We start from the raw sequence: 24,735 nt of genomic DNA on the forward strand, positions 1-24,735 counted from the left end.
CCTTCGTTATTGAGGTGCATGAAAATCAGCAGCCTGAACAGGTCTTGCCTTCATCCGTGCAGACTTCGGCAATCTTGGCTTTCAGGTTGGCCGCGGACTGCGCGTCCGCCTTGCTGCATGCACTGCCCGCCGTGCCGGTCTTAAGCTGATCACCGACAACAAAGTTGTAGTGGTTTGACCCGCTGCTATAGGTCAGGAAGTTCTTGCCGCAATGCAGGTGCGGGTACGTGCTGCCATCATTCGCACCGGCGTCTGTGTAATAGGTCTGATTGGCGCAATAGTCTTTCTTGAGGTTTGCCTGCGCGGTTTGGGTGGTGACTGCAAGCGCAATCAGTGTACCAAGCAAAGTCATAAGGTGTTTCATAACATACTCCTTCGAAATGAAGAAAACCGGCCAAAGGGCCGGTTTTGCGACGTATCAGGGTATGTGTTGTGATCTGGTCGGGATCAAAGCCCGATCTGATCCCAGTCGTGATCGACCGACATGCCAAGCTGCTGGCGCAACTGGCGCATGGTCCGGCGCAGCAATTTATGCATGGTCGCGCGGGCTTCTTCCGGATCACGATGGCTGATCGCGGCATAGACGGCCTGATGATCGGGCAGGGATTGTACATGCGGTGCCGGGCCGCCAGATGACAGGCGGAACGACCCGATCAGGGCGGTTTCAATCAGCATGCCGAATGATTTCATGAAATCATTGCCCGATGCGTTGAGAATCTTCTGATGGAAGTCCAGATCGGTCAGATAGACCGCCTCGGTGCCCGGTTCGGCATTTTCCATCGCGTCATAGGCATCCGAGATCGCCTTGATTTCGTCCTTGGTGGCGCGGACTGCGGCCATGGCAGCCGTATTGGGCTCAATGATCAGGCGGGTTTCAAACAGGGCATAGAGGAATGCCGGGTCCGGATCCGGGAAGTGCCAGGACAGGACATCAGGGTCCAGCAGGTTCCAGCTTGAGCGCGGCTTGACGCGCGTGCCTGTTTTCGGACGGGATTCAATCAGGCCCTTGGCCGACAGTATCTTGATCGCTTCACGAAGCGCCGTGCGCGAGACATCAAGGGATTCACTTAACGCCGCCTCTGTCGGCAGGACATCGCCCGGCACCAGCTTGCCAGACACAATGCGTGCGCCAAGGTCGTGCGCAACAATGCTGTGCAGGCTGCGTTTGGCATAGGTTCTCGACATGGTGGACGACATATATTCCCTCCGGCGTGGCCCTGATTGGAAAGCAAAAGGCAAAAGGCCCGCTTTATTATTATTCATATAATATGAATTAATGCGCAGGGCAACTTATCTGGCACCATCAGGGATTTGCGCAGAAGGCATATATTTGGAAGGGTGCTGAACCTTGGCAGGTGAGGTGGAGAATTGCAATGCCAAGGTATTTGCGTATGTCATGAACTTATAAACTAACTTTGCTGTCACGGAAAGAAAAGACTTCCTGTTTGACGCTTGACAGGTCCGGACATCCTGATCATTAATGTTATTGTATGAAGAATAAAAACAAAATTGTCAGGAGGAAACATCATGACGTCGTGCGAGGTCAAACACCCGGAACGCTAGGCGGATCCGGATCGCAAGGGCGGGCGTCGGAAAAGTTGGTTCCAGGATAACTGGTTCTACCGCGCTGCAACGTTTGCAATGGGTGTACTTTCTGTCAATTTTGGGTTGAAATCATGATGGTGCACATGGGGTTTCTGTGCGCCTGACAGTATAAAAAACACATGACGGGAGATGAAAAGATCATGTCTGATCGCATGCCGACACACTATACAAGCCTTGAAGACAAATCGGTATTCATCACCGGTGGGGCATCTGGCATTGGCGAGGCGCTGGTGACCGCCTTTGTCGAACAGGGGGCCAAGGTCGCCTTTGTCGACATCATGGAAGATGCCGGTAATGCGCTTGTTGAAAAGCTTTCCAAGGATGCGCGCAATGCGCCGGTCTTTATCAAATGTGATCTGACCGATATCGCTGCCCTGCAGGCAGCTGTTGCCAAGGCAGCCGAAATCAATGGCCCAATTACGGGGCTTCTGAACAATGCCGCCAATGACACCCGCCACAAATGGCAGGACGTGACGCCGGAATACTGGGACGAACGCCAGGCGATCAATATCCGCCCGTCCTTCTTCTCCATCCAAGCGGTCGCACCCATGATGCAAAAGGCCGGCGGCGGCGCGATCATCAATTTCGGCTCTGTCAGCTGGATGATGGGGCAGGGCGGCATGCCGGGCTACACCACGGCAAAGGCCGCAACCCATGGTCTGACGCGCGGTATGGCGCGTGACCTGGGTAAGGATCATATCCGGGTCAATACGCTTGTGCCCGGATGGGTCATGACCCAGCGCCAGCTTGACCTTTGGGTCGATGAAGCGGCCGAACGCGAAATCGATGAACGCCAGTGCCTGAAAAACAAGGTACTGCCGGGCGATATTGCCCGCATGGCGCTGTTTTTGATTTCCGATGAAGCCCGCATGGTCACCGCCCAGAACTTTATCGTTGATGGTGGCTGGGTCTGATACCGGCCAACCGCACATATTTCGAACAGACAACCAAGACCGTTCAGGACAGAATTTATGAGACTGGTTCAATTCAAGGACACCGCCGGCGCACAGCATGTTGCCGTGGTCAACGACGAAAACACCCTGATCCCGCTCAAGGGGGTTTCCACCACCCGCGAACTTGCGACCATCGCACTTGCCAAGGGCATGACGATGATCGAAAAGGCGAAAATCCGCATGGGCGACATCACGGTCGACTATAACGAGGTCGCGCGTGACGGGCGTCTTTTGCCGCCGATCACTCATGCCGATCCGGCGCATTTTCTGGTGACCGGCACCGGGTTGACCCATCTTGGCTCCGCCTCGGCGCGCGCGAACATGCACAAGGCCGATAACAAGGACGCCAATGAAACAGATTCCATGAAGATGTTCCGTATGGGGGTTGAGGGCGGCAAGCCCAAGGCGGGCGAACATGGTGTGCAGCCGGAATGGTTTTATAAGGGTGATGGCTCCATCGTTGCCGATCCGGGGGCGGATATTCCAAGCCCGTCCTTTGCCCTGGATGGCAGCGAGGAACCGGAAATTGCCGCGATCTATGTCATTGATCATGACGGCACCCCGGTGCGCATCGGTTTTGCCATTGGCAACGAGTTTTCCGATCATGTGATGGAACGTCAGAACTACCTGTATCTGGCGCATTCAAAGCTGCGTCATTGTTCGATGGGCCCGGAATTGCTACTCGGCGATCTGCCAAGCCATGTCGAGGGCACCTCGCGCCTGTATCGCGATGGCGAGGTGATCTGGGAAAAGCCGTTCGTCAGCGGCGAAGACAATATGTCGCACTCGATCGCCAATCTTGAATATCACCACTTCAAATACGACCTGTTCCGCCGTCCGGGCGACGTGCATGCGCATTTCTTTGGCACTGCGACGCTGAGCTTTGCTGATGGCATCACCACACAGGATGGCGATGAGTTCGAAATCGAAGCCGCGCCATTTGGCCGCCCGATCCGCAACCGCATGATGAAGCAGGTCGAACGTCCGCTGACCATCAAGGCGATCTGAATTTTCGAAACTCCCAAGGGGTGTAAAACACCCGTCTACCTCCAAACGACACGACTTCCCCCGGCTCAAGTGATTGGGTCGGGGTTTTGTTTTTTTTACTTTGGGTTTTGGGTTGGGGTGTTTCGTGTTGTGCTAAAGTACCTTTTGGAAGGCAGCGGAATCAGGGCGAAATAGCGTACACGCTACATAGTAGTAAGGGCAGGGTTAGATGAGTTCAGAACTAATCAAGAATGAGATTAAACGATTTTTAAAATCAGAGGACAAATCGGCGCTCTGTCTAACGGGGAAATGGGGTGTCGGCAAGACCTACACTTGGGACGCCCTCGTGACAGAAGCTTTTGGTAACAATACCATCATCCCAAGGAAGTATGCTTACGTCTCCCTATTTGGACTTGAAACCCTCAGTGATGTCAGAAAGTCGGTATTTGAACATACCGTTGGTGCAGCTTCCTTTGGCGAGAAGAAGAGCCTGGAAGCCAACTTCAGTAGCTTTTCTGAGCGGCTGGAGCAAATCGCCTCTAAATGGAGGGCTGGGGCAGCCATCATTCGCGGTCTTCCAGTCATTGCCGACTATGGCGGTCTCATGGAGGTCGGTTTCCTTGATGTCCGGGACCAGATCGTGTGTTTCGACGATCTTGAGCGCAAAAGCGATAACCTCAATCTCAAAGACGTTCTTGGTCTGATTTCGTTCCTTAAAGAGAAGAAAGACTGCAAGGTTGTTCTACTGCTGAACAGTGATGCTCTTAAAGGGCAGGATCACGAAGATTTCCGCGTCCAATTGGAAAAGATCATCGACATAAAGCTCGAATACAACCCGAGCCCTGAGGAGGCAATTAACGCAGCAATACCGGACCGCTCAACGTTAAGAACCCAGCATGTTGCAAAACATGCGACTACTTTGGGGATAACGAACCTTCGCACCGTGTTTAAAATTCTACGGATATGTGAGCGGCTTGAAGAAGTGCTAACTGGATACGACGAGCGGATTATAGGGCAAGCCTTCCACAGTGCGTGTCTTTTTGCGTTCGTCCTCAATCAGCCAGAGGACGCTCCTCCGTTGGACGCGATCGTGAAACCCCGCCCTTATGCTGACCTTTTTGGTGAAAAGAAGGGAAAGACCCCCGAGCAGATCCAGCAGGCTGAGCTTCTTCGTCGCTACGGATTTCTTAGAGCTGACGATTTCGACCTTGTGGTTTTGAATAGCATTCGCACCGGTGTTTACGCAGATGAGGTTATCAAGCAAGAGGCTGACCGAATAGTCGCACAGCTCGATCTCAGGGACAAAGACGTAGCTTTCACAAAAGCATGGGATATCTACCATGATTCTTTCGATGATAATGGCGAGGAGTTCGTGGAAGCTCTAAAACTATCTATTCCAGAGAACGCTCCGGCGATTAGTCCAAGAAACTTGTCATCTTCAATAGCTATCCTGAAGAAGCTCGGTCATGGCGACGATGCCAAGGAGATCATCGCTGACTACATTAAGAATCGAAGTGACGGAAAGGAATTCTGGTGCGGAGACCGGTCGTCGCCACTTCACAATGTCGAAGATGATGATGTTAAAGCCGCATTCGCGAGCAAAGCTGCCGAGTTCTTAGACAACAGGACACTTGAGGATGTGGGAACATCCATAGTCAGCCGGAACGGTTGGAATGATAGTGATCTCGATTTTCTGGACCAGCACACATCCGACGATTTCTATAACGCAATTAAGGCGGCAAAGGGGGAGCAGCTACGACTTCTTATTCACGGTTTGACTTACTTTCGGAACGTTGCCAGTGAAGACGATAGGTTGCCGAGTATCACCACAAAGGCCATAAAGGCCTTGCAGAAGGTGGGAAAAGAAAACGAAATCAATCGTTTGCGAGTAAGGAAGTTCGAGATCGAAGTGCCGGATTGCTAATTCGCGGAAAAGGGGGCAGAACCCTTTTTTATGTGTTCAAGGAGGTGCGTTGTCTGAGGTGGATGCCAAATAGGGGCTCCGCCTTTGGTGCGATGCGTTATGGATCGCACGCCTTGATGGATGGATTCCCACCTGCGTGGGAATGACGGGGTTGGTGGTCGTTGTGGTAGATGGATGCCGGTAGAACGCGATAAGGGCAGCGGAACCAACCCGCTGCCCTTGGTTTTGCTATTTGGTGTGTTTGCGGTGGTGACGCGAAGGGCGATCAGGTCTGTTCGCGGGCGACCGGGGGGGGGGGACGGAGTGCCATGGTCACGACAAGGGATGCGACGACAAGCACGGTGCCGCCGACACCAAAGACGCCAAGTGATCCGGCGAAGTCAAACAGAAGGCCGCCGATTACGGCACCGCTGGTAATTGCGGTCTGAAAGCCCGCAACGACAAGGCCGCCGCCGCTTTCTGCTTCATCAGGCACAGTGCGGGTGATCTATGTTGACCATGCTACGGGGACGCCGCCAAATGCCACCCCCCAGATCGCGACAAGCACGATGGTTGGGCTCAGCGCAATCCCCTGGCGCCGTCCGGCATATCGATTACGCATCCCCGTAAAGGGCACGTTGCGCGTTCTTTGCTGCGGCCTGAAGTTCGTTCAAAAACCTGTCGCGGTTCTGATCAAGGGTTGTGGGCGATGCGCCAAATATCGACAGGGCCGAGATCATCTTGCCATGGGCGGTGGTGATCGGAACGGCGAGGGCATAGATGTCATGTTCGCGCTCGCCATTGTTGCTGGCAAAGCCCTGGTCGCGGATGACGGCGAGCTCAGCCTTTAGGGTTTTGACATCTGTGATGGTGTGATCGTTCATGCGGCTCAGGTCGGCAGTTTTGAAATAGCGATCCTGACCCTCGGCATTCATGTGTGCGAGCCACAATTTGCCATGGGCGGTGCAAAACGCATCAAGGCGCGAACCAATCCGGATATCAACATAAAGCGGCCGGTCGGGCAGGGCCTTGGCAATGCAGACGGCCATGTCGCGATCAAATTCGGTCGCCATGCAGGCTTCACCGGTTTCGCGTGCGAGCTGATCAAGGATCGGCTGCAGGATGGTGGGCAGGTTGCCATCTTGTAAAACACGTTCGCCCAGATCGGCAAACATATATCCCAACCGAAAGACGCCGCGCGATGTCACCCGTAATGCCCCGGCATGAACCAGCGTGTGCAGGAACCGGTGCGCGGTAATCATGTTGATGCCAAGTGCATCAGCGGTTTCCTTGGCGGTCAGTTCGCTTTGCCCGGCGGCAAACAAATCAAGGATCTTGAACGCCTTGAGAACGGAACCATTGAGTTGGCTGGTCATCGGATCACTTTCCCCTGCAAACAGTAAATATGCTGCCGCCCTGTCTTGACGGGCAGCCGATTTCAATAATAAACTATATTATAAATAATATTTTAAATATAGAAATAAAGGAGTGTGCTGCATTTAATCTGTCCCGGCCCGCAGGGTTTGTTTTTGACGGCGTTTCGCAGCGTTACAGCGTTTGACCGATGTGCCGCATCGCTCAGCACGCTGTGCCTTGCCAAACGGCACGTCAAAAACAAACAAAATGGAACAGATTAAGTGCAGCACGCTCCCGGAAAGCAAGAGGCGTCTGATGAAAAAGGACAAGCAGGAAAATTCCGGTCAAATCACCCTGACCGCTGGTGGGGCAGTTCTGGCCCGCATGAAGGCGATCGGGATTGATTATATCTTTGCCAATTCCGGGACCGACTTCCCGCCGATCATCGAAGGCCTGGCCGAGGCCGCGGCAAAGGATATTGACCTGCCGCACGCGTTGATCATGCCGCACGAAAATGCCGCGATGGGCATGGCGCATGGCTATTACCTTGCGACCGGCAAGACGCAGGCGGTGATGGCGCACACCAATGTCGGCCTTGCCAACTGTGCGATTGGGGCAATCAATGCCGCGACCGAACATGTGCCGGTCGTTCTGATGTCGGGCCGAACCCCGGTGATGGAAAAGGGGCGGCTGGGCGCACGTACCGTGCCGATTGGCTGGGGCCAGGAAATGCGTGATCAGGCGGCATTGGTGCGGGAAAGTTCGAAATGGGAGTATGAGCTTAAATTCCCCGAACAGGTGCCCGATGTCGTTGATCGCGCCTATGCCATCGCATCATCCGTGCCCAAGGGGCCGACCTATGTCAGCCTGCCGCGCGAAGTTCTGTGTGAGCCTTGCCCGGGGGACGAGATCAACGGGCCGCTTCGCATGCACCCCGTCCCCGTGGCGCCGCCGCAAACGTCGGTCGAGCAGGCCGCAGACATTCTGGCCAATGCCAAGAACCCGGTGATCATCGCCCAGCGCGGTACAGGCACGGCGGAGGCCTTCGGGCGCTTTGGTGATCTGGTCGATCAGTGGGGCATTCCGGTGGTGCAATATTGGGCGATCCAGCTTGCCATTGGCACAAAACATCCGATGTTTGCCGGCATGGATCCAGCACCCTGGCTTAAGGATGCCGATGCGGTGGTGGTGATGGATTGCCTTGCCCCCTGGTCGCCCGATATCCATGATCTGCGCGAAGACTGCAAAGTCATTCAGATTGGGCAGAACCCACTTTATTCACGCTTTCCGGGGCGTAATTTTGCCGCCGATATCTCGCTTGTTGGTGAAACCGGCGACGTGATCATGATGCTTTCTGAGGTCATGGATCACCGTTATGCCGACCACAAAACTACCTGCGTCGATCGCCGCGAAAAGATCGCTGCCAGCAATGCCAAAGCCCGCAAAAAGGCCCTGTCCATGGCCGATGCCGGGGCGGTGGACCCGATGACCAAGGCCTATGTCTCGCGCTGTCTTTCGGATGCGATTGCGGATCGTGCTGCCACGGTATTTTCCGAACTCGGCTGCCCGCTGGAGCCGCTTTCGCTTTCGGAACACAGCAGCTGGTATCAGGAGCCGCATTCCGGCGGGCTTGGTTGGTCCTTCCCAGCCTCGATGGGCTATCAACTGGCGGACAAGGAAAGGCTGGTCGTCGCCACCATGGGCGACGGGTCCTACATGTTTGCCAACCCGACAGCCTGCCATCAGATTGCCGAGGCACTTGAGCTGCCTATCCTGATTTTGGTGCTGAACAACAATGAATGGGGGGCAGTGCGCCAGTCGGTGGCGGGCATGTACCCGGATGGCTATGCGGCCAAAACCAATGAGATGCCGCTGACCGCGCTCAAACCAAGCCCGGACTTCACCAAGGTCGCCGAGGCCAGCCGTGCCTGGGTCGCCAAGGCCAAACGGGCAGAGGATTTGCCCGGTATCCTGCGCGATGCGATCAATCATATCGACACCAACCGCACCCATGCGCTGGTTGAAGTAACGATTGCGCCTTAAGCGTTTTGTGATTGTAATGCAGCTCTGGCGCCCGGTATCCTGTCGGGCGTCATCGTTTTGAACAGATGCCCTGTATTTTGGCATCGCAAAATGCCTGCTTGCATCGCAGGCAGTTTCATTATTTCATTGTTTCATAAGTTTAATCATTTGAATTGACTGCCCGGAAGGAACCAGTATGGATCGTGTTGTCGGAACCTCGGGGCGTATTGCGTTTGCAAGCGCGATGCGCAACCTCCTTGCGGATGTGTATCCCGGGCACGACCATGCCGAACTGGTGCGTCGCGTGTTCGAGGTTTTGGGCCTGCCGATCGAGGGCGATGGGCCGGAACCCTGCGAGGAATACCTGCGAAAATGGGATCAGCGCGATGCGTTTCTGATCACCTATGGCGACAGCATTCAGCAGGACGGTAAAAAGGGCCTGCAAAGCCTGGGCGAATTTCATCGAAAATGGCTGAAAGACTGGCTGACAGGCATTCATATCCTGCCATTCCATCCCTTCACGTCTGATGACGGCTTTTCGGTCAGCGATTTTGATATGCTGCGCCCGGAACTGGGCGACTGGAGCGATGTCGAGGATCTGGCAAAGCACGCAACCGTGATGGCTGATCTGGTGGCCAACCATATTTCGGCATCCCACCCGTGGTATCAGCAGTTTCTGGCAGGCGAAAAACCCGGCATTGATTACATCAAGACCGCAAGTCTTGAAGACGATCTGTCCGATGTTGTGCGCCCGCGTAGTCACGCCTTGCTCAACCACGTGGTGACCAAGGACGGCGAAAAGCAGGTTTGGTGTACCTTCAGCTACGATCAGGTCGATCTGGATTACGGCAATCCGGACGTGTTTTTCGAAATGCTCAAGGTCGTGCTGAACTACCTCAGGCATGGCGTGCGGGTGGTTCGGTTGGATGCGATTGGCTTTATCTGGAAAGAAGTCGGCAGCACGTCGATCAATCTTGAACAGACCCACAAACTGATCAAGGCGATGCGTCTGGCCTGTAATGCCGTGCATCCCGATGTGCTGTTTATTACGGAAACCAATTTGCCGCTTCTGGAAAACCTGTCCTATTTCGGTAATCAGGACGAAGCGCATCTGATTTATAACTTCTCGCTGCCGCCGGTGATCATTCACGCGTTGCTCAGCGGGCGGAGCGACTATATCCGCAAATGCATCATGGCGATGCCACCCGCACCTGCGGGCTGTACGTTCTTTAACTTTACCGCCAGCCACGATGGCATCGGGTTGCGCCCGGCCGAAAACCTGATCCCGGATGACGATATTGATGGCCTGCGCGATCATGCAGTCAAGATGGGCGGGCAGGTCAGTTACCGGGCGCTCAAGGGCGGTGGACAGAAGCCCTATGAGCTTAATGTCACGCTGTTTAGCATGCTGGCTGAAAACTTTGCCGGAGAAGCCACCATGGGGCTGGAACGCTTTGTGATGAGCCAGGCGATCGCCATGTCGCTTGAAGGCATTCCGGCAATTTATGTTCAGACCATTCTGGCAACGGAAAATGATCAGGATGCTTATACTGAAACCGGCATTCCACGGCGCCTGAACCGCAAAATCTGGAAGCTGGATGACGCGGAAGAAACACTGACGCGTGAAGGCCCGGCACGCTCGGCCTTTGATCAGTTACGTGCCCTGATGTCGATCCGTCAGGGACAGCCGGCCTTCCACCCGAATGCCACGCAATATACGCTTAATCTTGGCCAGAACCTGTTGGGCATCTGGCGGCAGTCGCATCTGAATGAACAAAGCATCTTCTGCGTGTTTAATTTAACAGAAGACCCGCAGGACCTTGATCTGTCCAAGATCAACCTGATCATGACCGAAGGCTGGCAGGACCTGATCACCCAGCAGGTGGTGGGGGATTATAACGGCATGATGAAGCTCGCACCCTATCAGATCGTCTGGATATCGAACATGGATGGCCGCAACCGCACCGAAAGCCGCCTTCTGCAACGCTACCGTGATGCGATGCCGGTTTAGGGGCTCAGCCGACCACTTCTGCTTTTGATGTGATTTTCAAGGCTGGGGTTCACGCCGTTCAGCTGGCTACAGCGCTGCTTGCAATGATTCGATTGTGAAGAGACGATGATGTGCTGATACGCTGTTGCCTAACGGCGAATTTTCCTTGTATACGGTGGTTTAAAGTTGAAGAGATCAGGGGCATGACGCGCAATGGCTTACGCGCAGGAAGTTCGGATTCCACACTTGCCCGATGATACCGACCACCGTGTTCGGGCATATGTAGAAATCTGGTGGGATGCGGCCCGCAATGGGCAATTGCCTGAGCGCAAGCGATTGAATGCAGACGTTTTGTCGCGATGGCTCGACGATATCTGCATTTATGAATATCTGCCTGAAAGCCGGGATTTCGTTATTCGCATTGATGCGCCCAACCTCATCGAGGCCAGTGGTGAATGTTACAAGGGCTGTTCGCCGCGTCAGATCGATCTTGATTTCGGGACAACCGTTTATCCGACGCTTCTTGAAGTCATCGATACCGGAAAGCCGGCCTTTCAGCGTGTCGGGTACCAGCGTGCGGTATGGGAAGAGTGGCTGCGCATTCTGTTGCCCGTCCAGACCACGGATCGGTCCGGGAAGGTGATCAAGCAGGTTTTTGTTACCCATTTTCTGTATCGCGCATAATCATTGGCGAATTGATCCGCAAAGCTTGTTTCTGGCGTGAGTGTCCCCAAGTGGATGCTGAAATGAGTTTTGGGAGTTTTACCGCCAATGTTCGACACCTCCGATATTGAATTGACCCGTTTGCCCAAGGGTGGAGACGGACATATCCGTGCGCTTGCCGATGTTTGCCGCAAAGCGCCGGGCGCGTGCCGTATGGGTAACGTGTCCTCGTGTGCCGTTCTGATCGCCGGGCGACAGGGGTTCTGGCACGATGATAGCGGCATCTGCGAATACCAGCCCCAAGCATCCAATCATTTTCAGATGCCTGTCCGTCAGGTGATTGGCGGGCGGTTCGTCTGTGCGCCAATGCATGCTGTGTAACAGGGGGATTTGAGTTGGAGTCAAGTGCCGTTCAGGAAAAGGAAATCTCGCAAGATGAGTTGGACGATAACGTGCCAGCCAAAGCTCGTGAGTTGCTTGCCTTTTGGAACAAACATGCATCAGGGCGACAATTGCCCACGCGTGGCGATTTTCGTCCGGGCAATCTGAGGGCATGGATCGAAGATATCGCGATCTTTGAGTATATTCCCGAGAAGGATGATTTTCAGATACGTATCGAAGGCGAAAATATCTCGGCCCTGACCGGAGAGGACTGGCGCGGTGGATTTGCCCGTGAACTCGACAGCCAGTTTTCAACCAGCCTGCATGCGTCAATGACCGTTCTGCGAATGACGGGCGAGCCACAGCTTCATCATTTGCAGGTGTTCCAAAAGGACTGGCAGAGCGCGATCCGCTTACTGTTGCCAGTTTTGCTGCAAAAGCCGGGCAAGGAAGACATTCTTCAGGTCTTCCTTGCTATTTTCCCGATCGAAGAATAGGGCGGCGCCTAGCCCCGGTTATTTACCGATTTCCATGTCATGAAGGTCGTCTTCGACCGCACTTGAGAGCTGTTCAAAGATATCCCCCATCGCACTTTCGACACGCTGCCAGCTTGGGATGAACGGGCTTTCGAGCGGGTTTTCAAGATAGTGCTGACCGGCACTGATGATCACTTCTGACAGGACTTCAACGCAGTTTTCTTCCTCGTCACGATTGATCTTGAGCCCGTTAAACAAAGCATCGGCGCGGTACTGCTCGATCAAATCAAGTGCAACGCGGTAATAGGTTGCCTTGAGTGTGCGGAAGGTTTCCGGGGTAAAGACCGTGCCCTGGGTGGCGAGTTTGCGGAACAGCGATTTCGCGATGTCACTTGCCATGCGTGACAGTCCGTCATCCTTTTGCGCCGGGTCGAATTCGCGGTGCTTGTGATCATAGATATCGGCGATATCAACCTGGGCCAGACGATGGACCGTATGGTTACGATACATTTCCGAAAGCATGGAAACTTCAAGGCCCCAGTCGGACGCCACACGCAGGCCATAGGCAACATCTGTGCGGATCGCCATTTCCCCGGACAGCGCATAGCGGAAGCAATCAAGATAGTTCAGGAAATCGGTCTTGCCGACGACCTGTTTCAGTGCCCGGATCAACGGTGTGACAAACAGGCGGCACACGCGGCCCTTGAGCGTGCCATTGGCAACGCGCGCGTAATAGCCCTTGGCAAAGGCAAAGTTGAACGCCGGGTTGGCGATCGGATACATCAGCTTGGCCGGCAGGTCCGGGGTGTATGTCGCGATGTCGCAATCATGAATGCCAATCACCGAGCTGCGGCCAGACGCCAGTGTATAACCAAGGCAGTACCAGACGTTACGGCCTTTGCCCGGCTCGTAACGGGCAAGGTTGTTATCAGCCAGCCGGTCATGCACGTTGCGCAGGCGCGGGCCGTCATTCCACAGGATGCGAACATGCTGCGGCAGGTCCTTGAAAAACTCGCGGGCATGGAGGTATTGCTGCGCATCGGCACGATCGAGTCCGACAACAATCTGATCAATATAGGTGGCCTGTTTGAGCCCCTCGACAATGGTTGTCATGGCCGGGGTTTCGAGTTCCGAATACAGGCAGGGCAGGATCAGGGTCTGACGCCGTTGGCGGGCGAAGGCGCTCATTTCATAGGCGAGTTCTTCCGGGTTGCGGTCAAGAATGCGATGAAGGGTTGTAATCGGGCCACCCTGATGGAAATCAGCCATGAAGTACCTCGCTGTTTTTATTGGTATTGATTATCTGATCCAGAATTTCATTGACCGCCACATTCCATCCCGACGGGCCCGGCTCGGGCGCAATGCGCAGGTTTGGGTGCTCAAGCAGCGGTCGCGTGCGCTTTCCATGCTTTAACGGAATTTGTACGGCGTAGTCGGCCTCGGCCAGCATCGGAATGTCGTTTGGAGAATCTCCGAGCGCGATTGTCGTGAAGCGCTGCTGGGATGCATCATCAAGCCAGGTAATCGTCAAACGTTCAACCATACGCCGCATCGCCTGTCCCTTGCTCGACGTACCGCACAATGTATGGAATCTTCCGCCTTTCACGAGCGTAAGGCCAGACTTTTCCGCGATCTTGCGGGCAAGTGCGATGTCCTTCGCCGCAGGCTGCCAGATCAGCGGATCCGAGCAATATCGCTGGCCTGCGCGTATTGCATCTTCAAGCGGTAAACCGGTTTCTGCCGCAATGACTTCCGGGCTGACAGTGCGGAAACTTTCAACGGGGACAGCGACAGCAGACCGGATGTTTTCGCGGGCGCGATCAACCGTTTCGGTTGCCGGGCCATATTGTTCGACATTGCCGTTAAGCGCGATTACGCCGCCGTTTTCACCGATAAGTCCGTCAAAGAGGCCTGATGTCTCATTGATATATTCAAGTTCGGCGACTGTTTTTGAAGATACCGCGATCAGGGGGATGGAAAGCAGCTTCAAGCGGTCCAGTGCCGGGCGGGCATCCACCCAGCTATAGGTGTCATGATCAAGCAATGTGCCGTCAAGATCGGTAAAAATGGCGATGGCGCGGCTGTGAGGCATCTTCCCATTTGTCGCAGTTTTAAAGGGGTTTGACCTAATTGTGCAGGGCCGAAAGAAATAACTTAGCATAGTGCTGGTAAAGGATCGACAGGTCGCGGCATGAATTTTTTAGTCCCGCGGGAGGGTTGAGGAGTATGTAAGAAGTTCTGCCGTTTTCGCGGTGCAAGTTTGGACTTTTATTGTTTTTGTAGCAAACTCTGGATCGCTTGCTACTTCAGGCCGTATCACACAGTCCTGTTTTCGGCGCATCAAAGTGTCATTCTTTATAACCTTGCAGGAGGCCAAAGAACGATGGGAACAAAACAGACAGCATATTTTTTGAGATCCTCTGTCGTTTTGACATCGATTGCGGTCAGTTGTTTGACGATCACAGCGTCGCTTGCGCAACCAGATCCTTCAAAAGCTTCCGGCTCCGGTATCGAAGTGCATTTTGCTGTTGCCGAATGGCCCCCGCTGGTAACAGAAAGCCGCCTGGAATTCGGTACGATTTCGGGTCGCATTAGCAAGATTTTCAGCGCTATGGGATTGGACGCACGGTTCGAGTTCCTGTCATGGCCTCGCGCAATGGAATTGACACGCCGCGGAGAGTATGTTGCGACCTTCCCGTGGTGGCAAACATCCGAAAGAAGCGATGAATTTCATATTCCCGAGTTCCCGGTGGCCTCTTCAAACCACAAGGGATTTTATAAGCTTTCCCGTTTTCCAGATGGATTGGAAATCAATGATTTTGGCGACGTTGCCGATCTGGGGTTGCGTCCGGTGGTGGTTGCCAGTTATTGGCACGAAAAAGAATTTAAAAAGCTTGATGTCGGTGTCGATGTTGTTGCCAATCCTGAATCGGCTTGGCGTTTTCTGAATGCAGACCGGGCTGATATTCTTTTCGAAGACGAAGAACCCGGATGGTTTGATCTAACAGAGACGCTGGGTGCCGATGTTGCAAAAACCTACGCGACAACAGACATTGTGCCGACCAGTAACCTGTTTATCCTTTTTTCCCGACATCATCCAGATGGTCAGAAACTGAGAAAGGCCTTTGATGAGTTCATGTCGTCGGAAGAGGGACAGGGCATATACGAGCTTTGGTCAATTCTGCCTGATGGACGGCAGACGTTGCAAGATGAAATGGTCGCATTGCCAGTCAAAGATTGAGATGAAATGAAGTTCTCGCTGAGCGGTAACTGATCATCCCAGATTGGTTCCGAAATATAACCAAAATCAGATAGGTGTTCGATTTGTCCAATCATTGTCCCGGTTTGTCCATTCTGTCCTAACCGCAACAGGCGTATTCTTTGCGCAATGGAATGGTTCTTGTTCCAATTCAAAAACAGAAGCAAAAACCGTGATCTTGTGAGGAAATCGTCATGCATGTCCCTGTCGTAATCATTGGCTCCGGCCCGGCCGGCCTGTTGCTGTCGCATCTTCTGCATGTGCAGGGGATCGATTCCGTTATTCTTGAACGCAAAAGCCGAGACTATGTCGAAAGCCGCATTCGTGCAGGTGTCCTGGAAATGGGATCTGTCGAACTGATGAAACGTGTGGGCGTCGATGCCCGCATGAACAAGGAAGGCATCATTCATGGCGGTATCTATATCAGTGTAAATGGCAAGCGTACCCATGTGAACATGGAAGAACTGACCGGTGGATCGACGGTGATGATCTATGGTCAGACCGAGGTCACCAAGGACCTGATCCAGGCGCGTCTTGATCACGGCGGTGAAATTATCTTTGAGGCCGAGGATGTCAGCCTGCATGATGTTAATGGCGAGACGCCAAGTGTTCGATATGTCAAGGATGGCAACGCGCTGGAGCTGACCTGTGATTATATTGCAGCCTGTGACGGTTTCCATGGTGTCGGACGCAAGACCCTGCCGGGTGTGCAGGAGTTTGAAAAGGTCTATCCGTTTGGTTGGCTGGGCGTTCTGGCCCATGCAAAACCGGTTGCCGATGAACTGATCTATGCCAAGCATGATCGCGGCTTTGCCCTGTGTTCAATGCGCTCGGACAAGGTTGTGCGCCACTATGTTCAGGTACCGAGCACGGACAAGATCGAAGACTGGTCTGATGATCGCTTCTGGAACGAGCTTCGCACCCGCCTTGGCGAGGAAGACGCCGAACTGGTCAATGAAGGCGAAGTGTTTGAAAAAAGCATCGCCCCACTGCGCAGCTTTGTTGCCGAACCGATGCAGCATGGCCGCCTGTTCCTGGCCGGTGATGCCGCCCATATCGTGCCGCCGACCGGGGCCAAGGGGCTTAATCTTGCGGCGAGTGACGTGCACTACCTTTCCGAAGCCCTGATCGCGAAATACAAATCCAACCGGGAAGACCTGCTGGCAAGCTATTCCGATACGGCCCTGGCCCGTGTCTGGAAGGCAGAGCGGTTCTCATGGTGGATGACCTCCATGCTGCATACCTTTGGCGACCAGAAGGAATTTGATGGTCGTATCCGCGATGCAGAACTTGAATATATCCTGTCGTCAAAAGCAGGTTTGAAAACCCTGTCGGAAAATTACGTCGGTTTGCCTTACTGATCGGCGTAACGGGGATACCCACCCCTGACGGAGAAGTGCCGCTCTCCATATCCGCGCAGAAATCCGGCAGGTTATGAAACGGTCCGCAACCCACGCGGGCCGTTTCTTTTTTCTGATACCTCGAAATCATCACATTTGCCTTGGGAACCATTCGCCATGTCAGCACGTTACCTGTGTGTTGCTGTTTTCAAGACAATAGGAGAAAACCATGGCGACCAAGACCGAGACGACTGCCGATACTGCAAAACTTCAGGCAGATGTCGATGCCCTGCGCAGCGATCTGGCCGAAATCACCAAGACCCTGAAAACCATGGGTGGCCAGACGGCAGAGACCAAGACGCAGGCTGCGGCTGAACGCATTCGCGAAGTATCCGGTCAGGCCCGTGAGCAGATTGACCATGCACGCGGTGTGGCCGTGGATCAGGTTCGTGAGAACCCGCTGGCTTCTGTTGCTGTGACCTTTGGTGTCGGCCTGCTTGTTGGCCGTCTGCTGCAGAAATGATCGATCAGCTGACCGATATACTCGTCGATCAGGCAAAGGCCGCCGCCCGCAAGGGCGCGGCTTTTGCTGCAATCGCGGTTTTGATGCTGATCGGGGCGGGGTTCCTGCTGGCCGCGATTTATATGGCGCTTGCTGCGTCCTTTGGGGCGATTGCAGCGGCGATGGCGATTGGCGGCACGATGGTGACGTTGGGGCTGGTGGCGCTTGCCATCATGTTGCAGCGTGATCCCGGTGAGGCTGTCGATCAACTGAGCACCGAAGAACAAGCCGCCCAGGCCCGCAAGTCGGAAGATGACATGTTGCTTGATCTTCTGGTGCATTCGGCCATGACCGGATATGCGACCGGGCAGGGCAACAAGCCACGCATGCAATCGGGCTTTGACCAGATGATTACCGATCTTGGCGCGCTTGGTATTTTTGATCCGCCCAAAGGACGGATGGAAACCGGGCAGGCGGACCATGATCCGGAAAAGAAAATGGCGGGCTAGCAAAAGCTCCCCGCCATTTTTGTGTTCTGATGTGACCTGGCTTATTCGCCGTGGAAATGCACCGTGCCAATAAAGGGCAGGTTCCGGTTGTTCTGGGCATAGTCGATGCCATAGCCGACAACAAATTCATCGGGAATATCAAAGCCGCAGAATTCAATCGGGATTTCAACTTCGCGGCGCGACGGCTTGTTCAAAAGCGTGCAGATTTCCAGACGGTTCGGATCGCGGGTTTTAAGAAGCCGGACCACTTCCGAAAGTGTGTAGCCGGTATCAATGATGTCTTCGACCAGCACCACGTCCTTGCCACGGATCTGGCCATCAAGATCCTTGACGATGCGCACATTGCGAGAGCTTTCCGTGGAATCGCCATAGCTTGATGCGACCATGAAATCGACCTCGACCGGGACGGTCAGTTTGCGCACCAGATCGGCGATGAAAACAAAAGAGCCGCGCAGAAGCCCGACGACAATCAGCTTTTCTGTGTCCTTGAAGCTTTCATTGATCTCGGCGGCAAGCGTATCGATTTTGGTGGCAATTTCGTCCGCCGTTATCAGCGGCTTGACATCATAGTCGGCCATAAATTCCGATCCTGAAGCGTTATGGGGTGGTATCTCGCTTGCTAGCATAAGCCGGTCACGATGACCAGCCTGTGAATGGTAACAGAAGTATAACCCCGTAGCTCAAAGGTCACGAAATCGCGCCATCCGCGAAGCCGCTTGGTGCGATTGCACGCAAAAGTATTTTTATGGTTTTAGGGTCAGGACCTATTAATTTGGTTTGAATGGTTAAACAGATTTGTGCGGATACGCGGAGTAAAACTGCAGGAAGATATTTATCTTTCAAAGTTTTACGACAAAGTAGCCCGTGCAAATCCGATTAATCCGGAGGACAGACGTTATATTTGCAAACTCCAGCGTCAAATCCCTTGTCCGGGATGCCGACCCGACCGGCGGGCTTTTCCTTGGATTTCGCAAATATAACGTCTGCCATTCAAATCAAATTAATAGGTCCTGACCCTAAACTGATTTGCGGGGCCGTAATGCCAAGACCTTGCTTGCCGAATTCTACGCGGCCTTGAAGATCACCGGTGTGTCGCCTTTGTGCCATTGATCATACTTGATCATGGCCTGCTCAAAGAAGGAAGATGCCAGGAAATCATCCAGCCAGCGTTGAACATGCACGAACGGCATGGCGTCAAAGGCGTCTTTGTCGGTATTGGCAAACTGGCGAATGAACGGTGCGATGGCGAAATCAGCCAGCGCCGGGCGCGACCCGAACAGGTATTTCCCAACCGCGAGCCGCCCGTCAAGACGGTTGAGGATCTTTTCCGCGTCGCGGCGATGTTCGGCCGGGTCAACGTCCTCGTAGCGGTTAAAATACTTGTAGCGGTCCAGATGATGCTTGAACGGACCATCATTCTGGGCAATCAGGGCCAGCATATCGTCAAGGGTACCGCTTTCCGGTGTCAGCCATTCCAGCGGATCATTTTCCGCCAAGGCCCAGACCATGATTTCAAGGCTTTCATCAATCACCGAACCATCGGGCAGGATCAGAACGGGCACGGTGGCCTTTGGGGATGCTGCGATCATGCTTTGCGGCTTGTCGCGCAGGACAACTTCGCGCAGTTCGACATCAATGTCGGCGGCCAAAAGCGCCATACGCGCACGCATCGCATAAGGACAGCGGCGAAAACTGTAAAGGATGGGCCGGGACTGCGAAGCCGCGTCTGTTGTGGCCTTCGCCGGGGGAAGGTCGGTCGTCGCGCTGGATGGTGATTCTGACTTGGTCGTTAGCTCAATCTCGGACATATATTCGGATTAAACCGTGCATGACGCGATTGCAATAGACATTCTGATGCCGCGACATTTGCGCGGCCCCTTGGTGCCCTGACGCGTAGAATGGGAAAAATTGGCCTGTTTTGCGACTTTTTTGGCCCGGTGGGCTTGATTTCACTGCCCGGTTTGTGGAAGGACAGTGCACCAGATTTCACAACAGGCACAGGAAAGAGGGCAGACGCCAAAGCGCGTATGCGATATTCTGTGAACCTGCAGATAACAGCCGTTGGAAAGAACAAGGGGCAAGTCCTATGACACCGTCAGAGATCGCACGCGTCGAAGATTACCTGCGTCGCACATTCGAGAACCCGAAAATCGCCGTTGATGTGCCCAAGAAAAAGCATCTACCGGTTGAGATGCGCGTTGGCGACGAATTCGTCGGTGTTGTTCACCGTGATGAGGATGAAGGCGAAGTCAGCTACTCGCTGAACCTTGTCATCCTCGAAGAAGACCTGCCGCCGGCAAAATAATCTGTGATCTGATCGCATTCAAAGCGCCCCGTGCCTGAACTGGCCGGGGCGTTTTGTTTTTCTGAGATTTGTCACGGGGCTGAATGATTTTGTGCACTGCCGCGACGCGGGGAGGGGCTTTGCCATGAAATCACCGGCGTGATCGTCAAGGCCGGCCGTGATGTCGAATTTCTCAATGACGGTGACGTTTGCTCCGTACCGTTCAATATTGCGTGCGGCCGATGCCGTAACTGTTTCGATGGGGATGGATATACCGCATCTGGAAACAAATTTGTTGGCAACACGTTGAAGTGAAAGTGCCTTAGGGTCAGGACCTATTAATTTGGTTTGAATGGTTAAACAGATTTGTGCGGATACGCGGAGTAAAACTGCAGGAAGATATTTATCTTTCAAAGTTTTACGACAAAGTAGCCCGTGCAAATCCGTTTAATCCGGAGGACAGACGTTATATTTGCAAACTCCAGCGTCAAATCCCTTGTCCGGGATGCCGACCCCACCGGCGGGCTTTTCCTTGGATTTCGTAAATATAACGTCTGCCATTCAAATCAAATTAATAGGTCCTGACCCTAAGCACGCTTAAGACGAATTTGTTTTCAGGGGAGCTCCATGGGGTCATGGATTGAACAGCACGCCACCTTGCTGCAGGTGGGTGTCAGCATCGCAACATTGATGATCTGGATTTTCTATGCGCAATTGCTGTTTCAGAGCTACCGCCGCGCACGACGTCCGAAAATCGTCATCAATCAGATGCTGGGCGAGTCAGACAAGGCCCGCTTTCTGATCAGCAATATGAGCCAGGAAGCCATCCATATCGACAAGGTGCTTGTCTGTGTCGGCGATCCGCAAAACCAGATATGCGAACAGGTCACCGACGCCGATCCGGAACAGATTTTCAAGGATCGTGATCAGGATGAGACGCCGCTTTCGACCAGCTTGGAAGAAGTGACATTGCAGGGGCCGCTTGATGCCGGACATTGCATCGAGTTGGGGGCGTTGCAAAACCTGCTTGCGCGAATCAAACGGCGCTCGGAAGCCTCCCAGGCGACTCAGAATAATGATCTGGGCGCGACTGATCACCAAAGGATCGAAATCACGGTAATCGGTGTTTACAGTTCTGAAAAAGGGGTGATCGGTGCAAGTCGGGCTTTCATCTGTGATCAGGATGGCAATCTTCGTCCCGAAGACGTCCAGACAAGCCAGCATGCCGGTTTTTTCGCCCGCAAGCGTATGGCGCGCCTGCATGCGCAATATGTGTGATGAAACGAAAACGGGCCCCGCAAAACGGGGCCCGAATGGTGTGAGTTTGTTGTTGGGGCGCTCGATCAAGCCGCCGTTTTGGCATCTTCGGACTTGATGACCTTGTGGTTGTCTTCATTCATGCCAAGCTTCCAATAACTTGAGATATAAAGATCATCCTTGCCAAGACCACGGTCTTCGCGGAAATAGCTGCGCAATGCGCGCATCGAGGTGAATTCACATGCCGCCCAAACCGAAATCCGGCGGCCGTCATGCCATGGCAGGCGTTTGACCACATCGCTCAGGACCGAGTTTTTCGTGCCCGGATGCGGGTTGATCACCCATTCGATCGTGATGTTCTCGGGCTTTTTCAAATCCTGCATGTCGGCCTCGGACCGGACTTCGATCACCGTATAGCCGTGCGCGTCATCGGGCAGGATTTCCAGATTGACCGATACCGCGGGCAGGGCTGTCATATCACCAACAATCATGAACCAGTCGGCGGTCGGATCGACCAGTTTCTTGGGGCCGGGGCCGCCAATGGTGATCACATCGCCGGGCTGGCAATTCACCGCCCAGTTCGAGGCCGGGCCGCCATGATCATTGTCATCCGATCCATCACCATGCATGACGAAATCGATATCGATCTCGCGGCCCTGATCGGTCATGCGGTCATGACGCACCGTATAGGTCCGGCGCAGGACGCGGTCCTTTTCATCGCCTTCAATCGGGAAGATCAGTTTTACATAGGCGCTTTCCTGATCTTCGGGAAAGTCCTTCATGCCGTCACCGCCAAGAGTGACGCGCAGCATGTTGGGGGTGACGTATCCCTTTCTGATCACGGTCAGATCGCGTAGGGAAGGTTTACTCATTTCTTCACTCCTTGGTCCCAAGTCCTTGGTCATTTGGGTCGTTATCCGCAAAGTCGAGTTTCTTGCATTTGTGGGTTTCCAGGTTGTCGGACATCAGATTGGCGATCTCGACAAAATCATGGATCTGCTGTGGCGTAAGACCGCTTGTCATGCGTGATCTGACTTCTTGTTCGACTGCGCGGAAATCTTCCATTTTCGCGCTGCCGGCGGCCGTCAAATGCAGTGTTTGGCTCCGTCGATCTTCGGGGTGCGGGCGGCGTTCGATCAGCCCGTCATTTTCTAGTTCTTTCAAAAGCCGCGTCACCCGGCCTTTGTCCTGACCGGATTTTTCGGCCATTTGCTGGGCGGTGATGCCCGGGATGCGGACAATCCATTTCATCACCCGTTTGTGCGAGATCGGCATGGGCATGCTTGCTGCCTGCATCGCATGCATCAAACGTCGTTTATAGGCATGCACCAGCCGATGCAGGGTTTCACCGGGGACATGGACCTGATTTTCGACCTGATTTTCTTCGGTCATGGTTTTTCTTTCATCCTCAGGCGTTTGCCGTAATTAGGCCGCTGCGAAGGGCATGGCGGCGGCCTTCGCAAATCAATGTTGCCAGGACCGCCGATCCACTGGCCACCCAAAGAATGGTCTGCAGATCAAAGCTGCCACTTGTGCCAATCAGGATGGCGGCCAGGGCGGCACCAATTGATTGACCCGTCAGGCGTGCGGTGGCCAGCAAGCCGCTGGCGCCACCGGAACGGTCACGCGGGGCAGAGGTCAGCAACAGGCGGTTGTTGGGCGCCTGAAACAGCCCGAACCCGGCACCGCACAGCGCAAGGGTGATCACCATTGCGACGTCGCCATCGACATCGGCGCTGAGCGTGATGCCATACAGCCCGGTGGCAAACAGGCCCATGCCTATTCCTGTCAAACGCATCGGAGAATAACTGTCAGCCAATTTCCCGGCCAGCGGGGCGATGATGGCGGCGGCCAAAGGCCATGGCGTCATCAGCAAACCGGTGACCGTCGGGCTATATCCCAACACATCGTGGAAATAGAAGGGCAAGGTGACAAACGCAATCATCAGGGCGCAAAAACCAGCAATCGATGATGCAATCGAACAGGCAAAGACCGGCAATTTCAGCAAATCAAGCGGCAGCATCGGGCGGGTGCGCGTCAATTGACGGCGCACCAGAAACACCCCGGCGATCAGCGATATTGCAAACTGTGCTGCAATCAAACGCGGATCGCTTTCAATGCCGATATTGCCAAGGGCGGCAATCAGACCACCAAAGGTCAGGACATTGAGTATCGCACTGATGACATCAAACCGTGTACGGCTTGGCTGGGTAAATGGCAGGCTGAAGAACCCGATGGCAATCGCCAGCACCGACAGCGGCAGATTGATCAAGAACAGCCAGTGCCAGCTTGTAACGGCCAGAATGGCCGACGCAATACTTGGTCCGGCAGCGGCCGAAACCGATACCGTCATCGCGATCCAGCCAATCGCAATCCCCAGCTTTGCCTGCGGAAAGATATGGCGCATCAGGGCGGGGTTGATGCTCATGATTGCCGCCGCACCAAGGCCCTGTAACACGCGGGCTGCGGTCAGAAATTCGATGTTCGGGGCCATGGTGCACAGGGCGGATGCCACGCCAAACAGGCCAACCCCGACAAGATTGATTTTGCGAAAGCCGATGGCCTCGCCAAGGGCGGAAAGCGGCAGAAGGGCGACGACAATCGAAAGCTGATAGGCGGTTACCACCCAAATCGCATGGGCGGGTGATACACCCTGATCCGCCGCGATGGTCGGAAGCGCGACATTGATAATCGTGCCATCCAGTACGGCCATCATGATGGTGACCAGAATGGCAAGGGTGGCATAGAACCGCCGGGGTTTTGGCAAGCCGTCAGGGTGAATTTCAGGTGATATGCGAAACAGTCCGGGCATGGGGCAGTGCTTTCAGTCGGTTGCGCGAGGGGCGTGGCGACCAAACAGGGCATCGCATCGAAACAGCGTGGGGCGCCATCAGGTGCCAACGCAATTCCCTGTTTGGTTGACTTAATCAACTACATGAAAATGGTTGATATTGTCAACTATAATCTGACCTGCTCATACGGGCAGTATTCCTGCGGATCGATGGCGGTATCATCGCGAATGGAACAGGAGGAACGCAGATGAAATCAATCATCACGCTGGTAATTGCCGGACAACTCACACTCGGTTTGGTGATCCTGCCAGAACAGACAAACGCGCAGCCGCGCCTTGTCGATCAAACGGTTAAGCATGGTGGCGGGTGCCGGAAAAGCTCCCCGCCCGGTCAGTGTTGCCAAATGAACAAGAAGGCGGGCAGTGTGCATTGTCATTGAGGGGGCGAGCATGAGGC

At 54.2% G+C, this 24,735-nt stretch carries 26 protein-coding genes; 15 read left to right on the top strand and 11 right to left on the bottom strand.

The genetic code is table 11. From position 1 onward, the window contains the following. Positions 1-25: 25 nt before the first annotated feature. Entirely contained in the window at positions 26-364 is a 339-nt protein-coding gene (locus ACXAF0_RS09990; RefSeq protein WP_475345715.1) for a hypothetical protein, read from the bottom strand. A gap of 83 nt (positions 365-447) precedes the next feature. Next, positions 448-1,197 (bottom strand): FadR/GntR family transcriptional regulator, encoded by a 750-nt coding sequence (locus ACXAF0_RS09995; protein WP_475345716.1) that lies wholly within the window; start codon positions 1,195-1,197, stop codon positions 448-450. A gap of 548 nt (positions 1,198-1,745) precedes the next feature. On the opposite strand from ACXAF0_RS09995, the gene ACXAF0_RS10000 reads away from it, so the two are divergent. The 3 genes from ACXAF0_RS10000 (at position 1,746) to ACXAF0_RS10010 (ending at position 5,469) form a co-directional block, all read left to right on the top strand. Continuing rightward, on the top strand, positions 1,746-2,519 hold the full coding sequence (locus ACXAF0_RS10000) for an SDR family NAD(P)-dependent oxidoreductase (protein WP_475345717.1): 774 nt from the start codon (positions 1,746-1,748) through the stop codon (positions 2,517-2,519). A 57-nt stretch (positions 2,520-2,576) separates the two neighbouring features. After that, positions 2,577-3,566 carry an AraD1 family protein gene (araD1, locus tag ACXAF0_RS10005; protein ID WP_475345718.1) on the top strand — a complete coding sequence of 330 codons (990 nt, stop codon included), beginning with the start codon at positions 2,577-2,579 and terminating at the stop codon, positions 3,564-3,566. Between the two features lie 208 nt (positions 3,567-3,774). After that, positions 3,775-5,469 carry a hypothetical protein gene (locus tag ACXAF0_RS10010; RefSeq protein ID WP_475345719.1) on the top strand — a complete coding sequence of 565 codons (1,695 nt, stop codon included), beginning with the start codon at positions 3,775-3,777 and terminating at the stop codon, positions 5,467-5,469. 265 nt (positions 5,470-5,734) lie between these two features. Here ACXAF0_RS10010 and ACXAF0_RS10015 read toward each other — a convergent pair whose 3' ends face one another. Further along, positions 5,735-5,944 carry a hypothetical protein gene (locus ACXAF0_RS10015; RefSeq protein ID WP_475345720.1) on the bottom strand — a complete coding sequence of 70 codons (210 nt, stop codon included), beginning with the start codon at positions 5,942-5,944 and terminating at the stop codon, positions 5,735-5,737. Between the two features lie 118 nt (positions 5,945-6,062). Next, positions 6,063-6,824, bottom strand: a complete 762-nt coding sequence (locus tag ACXAF0_RS10020; protein ID WP_475345721.1) for an IclR family transcriptional regulator — start codon at positions 6,822-6,824, stop codon at positions 6,063-6,065. A 295-nt stretch (positions 6,825-7,119) separates the two neighbouring features. Here ACXAF0_RS10020 and ACXAF0_RS10025 point away from each other — a divergent pair, with 295 nt between their 5' ends. From ACXAF0_RS10025 to ACXAF0_RS10045, 5 genes are all read left to right on the top strand, one after another. Beyond that, on the top strand, positions 7,120-8,847 hold the full coding sequence (locus tag ACXAF0_RS10025) for a thiamine pyrophosphate-requiring protein (protein WP_475345722.1): 1,728 nt from the start codon (positions 7,120-7,122) through the stop codon (positions 8,845-8,847). 175 nt (positions 8,848-9,022) lie between these two features. Next, positions 9,023-10,837 (top strand): alpha-amylase family glycosyl hydrolase, encoded by a 1,815-nt coding sequence (locus ACXAF0_RS10030; RefSeq protein WP_475345723.1) that lies wholly within the window; start codon positions 9,023-9,025, stop codon positions 10,835-10,837. A 192-nt stretch (positions 10,838-11,029) separates the two neighbouring features. Next, a complete protein-coding gene (locus ACXAF0_RS10035; RefSeq protein WP_475345724.1) occupies positions 11,030-11,500 on the top strand; it encodes a hypothetical protein in 471 nt (156 codons plus the stop codon). Positions 11,501-11,587: 87 nt separating this feature from the next. Continuing rightward, a complete protein-coding gene (locus ACXAF0_RS10040; protein WP_475345725.1) occupies positions 11,588-11,860 on the top strand; it encodes a hypothetical protein in 273 nt (90 codons plus the stop codon). 59 nt (positions 11,861-11,919) lie between these two features. After that, on the top strand, positions 11,920-12,357 hold the full coding sequence (locus ACXAF0_RS10045) for a PAS domain-containing protein (protein WP_475345726.1): 438 nt from the start codon (positions 11,920-11,922) through the stop codon (positions 12,355-12,357). Positions 12,358-12,375: 18 nt separating this feature from the next. Here ACXAF0_RS10045 and ACXAF0_RS10050 read toward each other — a convergent pair whose 3' ends face one another. Beyond that, positions 12,376-13,605, bottom strand: a complete 1,230-nt coding sequence (locus ACXAF0_RS10050) for a glycosyltransferase family protein (RefSeq protein ID WP_475345727.1) — start codon at positions 13,603-13,605, stop codon at positions 12,376-12,378. Beyond that, positions 13,598-14,428 (bottom strand): HAD-IIB family hydrolase, encoded by an 831-nt coding sequence (locus tag ACXAF0_RS10055; RefSeq protein WP_475345728.1) that lies wholly within the window; start codon positions 14,426-14,428, stop codon positions 13,598-13,600. The genes ACXAF0_RS10050 and ACXAF0_RS10055 overlap by 8 nt, the downstream gene beginning before the upstream one ends. Positions 14,429-14,719: 291 nt before the next feature. Between ACXAF0_RS10055 and ACXAF0_RS10060 the strand changes: the two genes are divergently transcribed. From ACXAF0_RS10060 to ACXAF0_RS10075, 4 genes are all read left to right on the top strand, one after another. Next, entirely contained in the window at positions 14,720-15,577 is an 858-nt protein-coding gene (locus tag ACXAF0_RS10060; protein ID WP_475345729.1) for a hypothetical protein, read from the top strand. A 212-nt stretch (positions 15,578-15,789) separates the two neighbouring features. Beyond that, positions 15,790-16,956 carry a 4-hydroxybenzoate 3-monooxygenase gene (gene pobA / locus ACXAF0_RS10065; protein ID WP_475345730.1) on the top strand — a complete coding sequence of 389 codons (1,167 nt, stop codon included), beginning with the start codon at positions 15,790-15,792 and terminating at the stop codon, positions 16,954-16,956. Positions 16,957-17,164: 208 nt separating this feature from the next. Then, a complete protein-coding gene (locus ACXAF0_RS10070) occupies positions 17,165-17,458 on the top strand; it encodes an ElaB/YgaM/YqjD family protein (RefSeq protein ID WP_475345731.1) in 294 nt (97 codons plus the stop codon). After that, positions 17,455-17,946: a hypothetical protein gene (locus tag ACXAF0_RS10075; protein ID WP_475345732.1), complete on the top strand. Its 492-nt coding sequence runs from the start codon at positions 17,455-17,457 to the stop codon at positions 17,944-17,946. Before ACXAF0_RS10070 ends, ACXAF0_RS10075 begins: the two co-directional genes overlap by 4 nt. Positions 17,947-17,987: 41 nt before the next feature. Here ACXAF0_RS10075 and hpt read toward each other — a convergent pair whose 3' ends face one another. Both hpt and ACXAF0_RS10085 read right to left on the bottom strand, forming a co-directional pair. Next, complete coding sequence (gene hpt / locus ACXAF0_RS10080; RefSeq protein ID WP_475345734.1) at positions 17,988-18,524, bottom strand: hypoxanthine phosphoribosyltransferase; 537 nt, start codon at positions 18,522-18,524, stop codon at positions 17,988-17,990. 486 nt (positions 18,525-19,010) lie between these two features. Next, positions 19,011-19,754 carry a glutathione S-transferase gene (locus ACXAF0_RS10085; RefSeq protein ID WP_475345735.1) on the bottom strand — a complete coding sequence of 248 codons (744 nt, stop codon included), beginning with the start codon at positions 19,752-19,754 and terminating at the stop codon, positions 19,011-19,013. A 278-nt stretch (positions 19,755-20,032) separates the two neighbouring features. On the opposite strand from ACXAF0_RS10085, the gene ACXAF0_RS10090 reads away from it, so the two are divergent. From ACXAF0_RS10090 to ACXAF0_RS10100, 3 genes are all read left to right on the top strand, one after another. Next, complete coding sequence (locus ACXAF0_RS10090) at positions 20,033-20,251, top strand: DUF3126 family protein (RefSeq protein WP_064790642.1); 219 nt, start codon at positions 20,033-20,035, stop codon at positions 20,249-20,251. Between the two features lie 129 nt (positions 20,252-20,380). After that, complete coding sequence (locus tag ACXAF0_RS10095) at positions 20,381-20,545, top strand: hypothetical protein (RefSeq protein ID WP_475346237.1); 165 nt, start codon at positions 20,381-20,383, stop codon at positions 20,543-20,545. 312 nt (positions 20,546-20,857) lie between these two features. Beyond that, positions 20,858-21,508 carry a hypothetical protein gene (locus tag ACXAF0_RS10100; RefSeq protein ID WP_475345736.1) on the top strand — a complete coding sequence of 217 codons (651 nt, stop codon included), beginning with the start codon at positions 20,858-20,860 and terminating at the stop codon, positions 21,506-21,508. A gap of 65 nt (positions 21,509-21,573) precedes the next feature. Here the strand turns inward: ACXAF0_RS10100 and ACXAF0_RS10105 are convergent, their stop codons facing one another. Genes ACXAF0_RS10105 through ACXAF0_RS10115 form a run of 3 tightly spaced genes read right to left on the bottom strand, consistent with a single transcriptional unit; the run spans position 21,574 to position 24,299 of the window. Then, positions 21,574-22,359: a siderophore-interacting protein gene (locus ACXAF0_RS10105; protein WP_475345737.1), complete on the bottom strand. Its 786-nt coding sequence runs from the start codon at positions 22,357-22,359 to the stop codon at positions 21,574-21,576. 4 nt (positions 22,360-22,363) lie between these two features. Beyond that, positions 22,364-22,879: a MarR family winged helix-turn-helix transcriptional regulator gene (locus tag ACXAF0_RS10110; RefSeq protein WP_475345738.1), complete on the bottom strand. Its 516-nt coding sequence runs from the start codon at positions 22,877-22,879 to the stop codon at positions 22,364-22,366. Between the two features lie 16 nt (positions 22,880-22,895). Next, on the bottom strand, positions 22,896-24,299 hold the full coding sequence (locus ACXAF0_RS10115; protein ID WP_475345739.1) for an MFS transporter: 1,404 nt from the start codon (positions 24,297-24,299) through the stop codon (positions 22,896-22,898). Between the last annotated feature and the right edge of the window lie 436 nt (positions 24,300-24,735).

Source organism: Thalassospira sp. ABD4_177, from assembly GCF_056160125.1.

Coding starts and splice junctions, on each gene's coding strand:
- ACXAF0_RS10000 (WP_475345717.1), top strand. CDS start 1,746: ATGTCTGATCGCATGCCGACACACTATACAAGCCTTGAAGACAAATCG.
- ACXAF0_RS10050 (WP_475345727.1), bottom strand. CDS start 13,605: ATGGCTGATTTCCATCAGGGTGGCCCGATTACAACCCTTCATCGCATT.
- ACXAF0_RS10090 (WP_064790642.1), top strand. CDS start 20,033: ATGACACCGTCAGAGATCGCACGCGTCGAAGATTACCTGCGTCGCACA.
- ACXAF0_RS10070 (WP_475345731.1), top strand. CDS start 17,165: ATGGCGACCAAGACCGAGACGACTGCCGATACTGCAAAACTTCAGGCA.
- ACXAF0_RS10035 (WP_475345724.1), top strand. CDS start 11,030: ATGGCTTACGCGCAGGAAGTTCGGATTCCACACTTGCCCGATGATACC.
- ACXAF0_RS10110 (WP_475345738.1), bottom strand. CDS start 22,879: ATGACCGAAGAAAATCAGGTCGAAAATCAGGTCCATGTCCCCGGTGAA.
- ACXAF0_RS09990 (WP_475345715.1), bottom strand. CDS start 364: ATGAAACACCTTATGACTTTGCTTGGTACACTGATTGCGCTTGCAGTC.
- ACXAF0_RS10085 (WP_475345735.1), bottom strand. CDS start 19,754: ATGTCCGAGATTGAGCTAACGACCAAGTCAGAATCACCATCCAGCGCG.
- ACXAF0_RS10075 (WP_475345732.1), top strand. CDS start 17,455: ATGATCGATCAGCTGACCGATATACTCGTCGATCAGGCAAAGGCCGCC.
- ACXAF0_RS10010 (WP_475345719.1), top strand. CDS start 3,775: ATGAGTTCAGAACTAATCAAGAATGAGATTAAACGATTTTTAAAATCA.
- ACXAF0_RS10040 (WP_475345725.1), top strand. CDS start 11,588: ATGTTCGACACCTCCGATATTGAATTGACCCGTTTGCCCAAGGGTGGA.
- ACXAF0_RS10060 (WP_475345729.1), top strand. CDS start 14,720: ATGGGAACAAAACAGACAGCATATTTTTTGAGATCCTCTGTCGTTTTG.
- hpt (WP_475345734.1), bottom strand. CDS start 18,524: ATGGCCGACTATGATGTCAAGCCGCTGATAACGGCGGACGAAATTGCC.
- ACXAF0_RS10030 (WP_475345723.1), top strand. CDS start 9,023: ATGGATCGTGTTGTCGGAACCTCGGGGCGTATTGCGTTTGCAAGCGCG.
- ACXAF0_RS09995 (WP_475345716.1), bottom strand. CDS start 1,197: ATGTCGTCCACCATGTCGAGAACCTATGCCAAACGCAGCCTGCACAGC.
- ACXAF0_RS10115 (WP_475345739.1), bottom strand. CDS start 24,299: ATGCCCGGACTGTTTCGCATATCACCTGAAATTCACCCTGACGGCTTG.
- ACXAF0_RS10100 (WP_475345736.1), top strand. CDS start 20,858: ATGGGGTCATGGATTGAACAGCACGCCACCTTGCTGCAGGTGGGTGTC.
- ACXAF0_RS10025 (WP_475345722.1), top strand. CDS start 7,120: ATGAAAAAGGACAAGCAGGAAAATTCCGGTCAAATCACCCTGACCGCT.
- pobA (WP_475345730.1), top strand. CDS start 15,790: ATGCATGTCCCTGTCGTAATCATTGGCTCCGGCCCGGCCGGCCTGTTG.
- araD1 (WP_475345718.1), top strand. CDS start 2,577: ATGAGACTGGTTCAATTCAAGGACACCGCCGGCGCACAGCATGTTGCC.
- ACXAF0_RS10055 (WP_475345728.1), bottom strand. CDS start 14,428: ATGCCTCACAGCCGCGCCATCGCCATTTTTACCGATCTTGACGGCACA.
- ACXAF0_RS10020 (WP_475345721.1), bottom strand. CDS start 6,824: ATGACCAGCCAACTCAATGGTTCCGTTCTCAAGGCGTTCAAGATCCTT.
- ACXAF0_RS10105 (WP_475345737.1), bottom strand. CDS start 22,359: ATGAGTAAACCTTCCCTACGCGATCTGACCGTGATCAGAAAGGGATAC.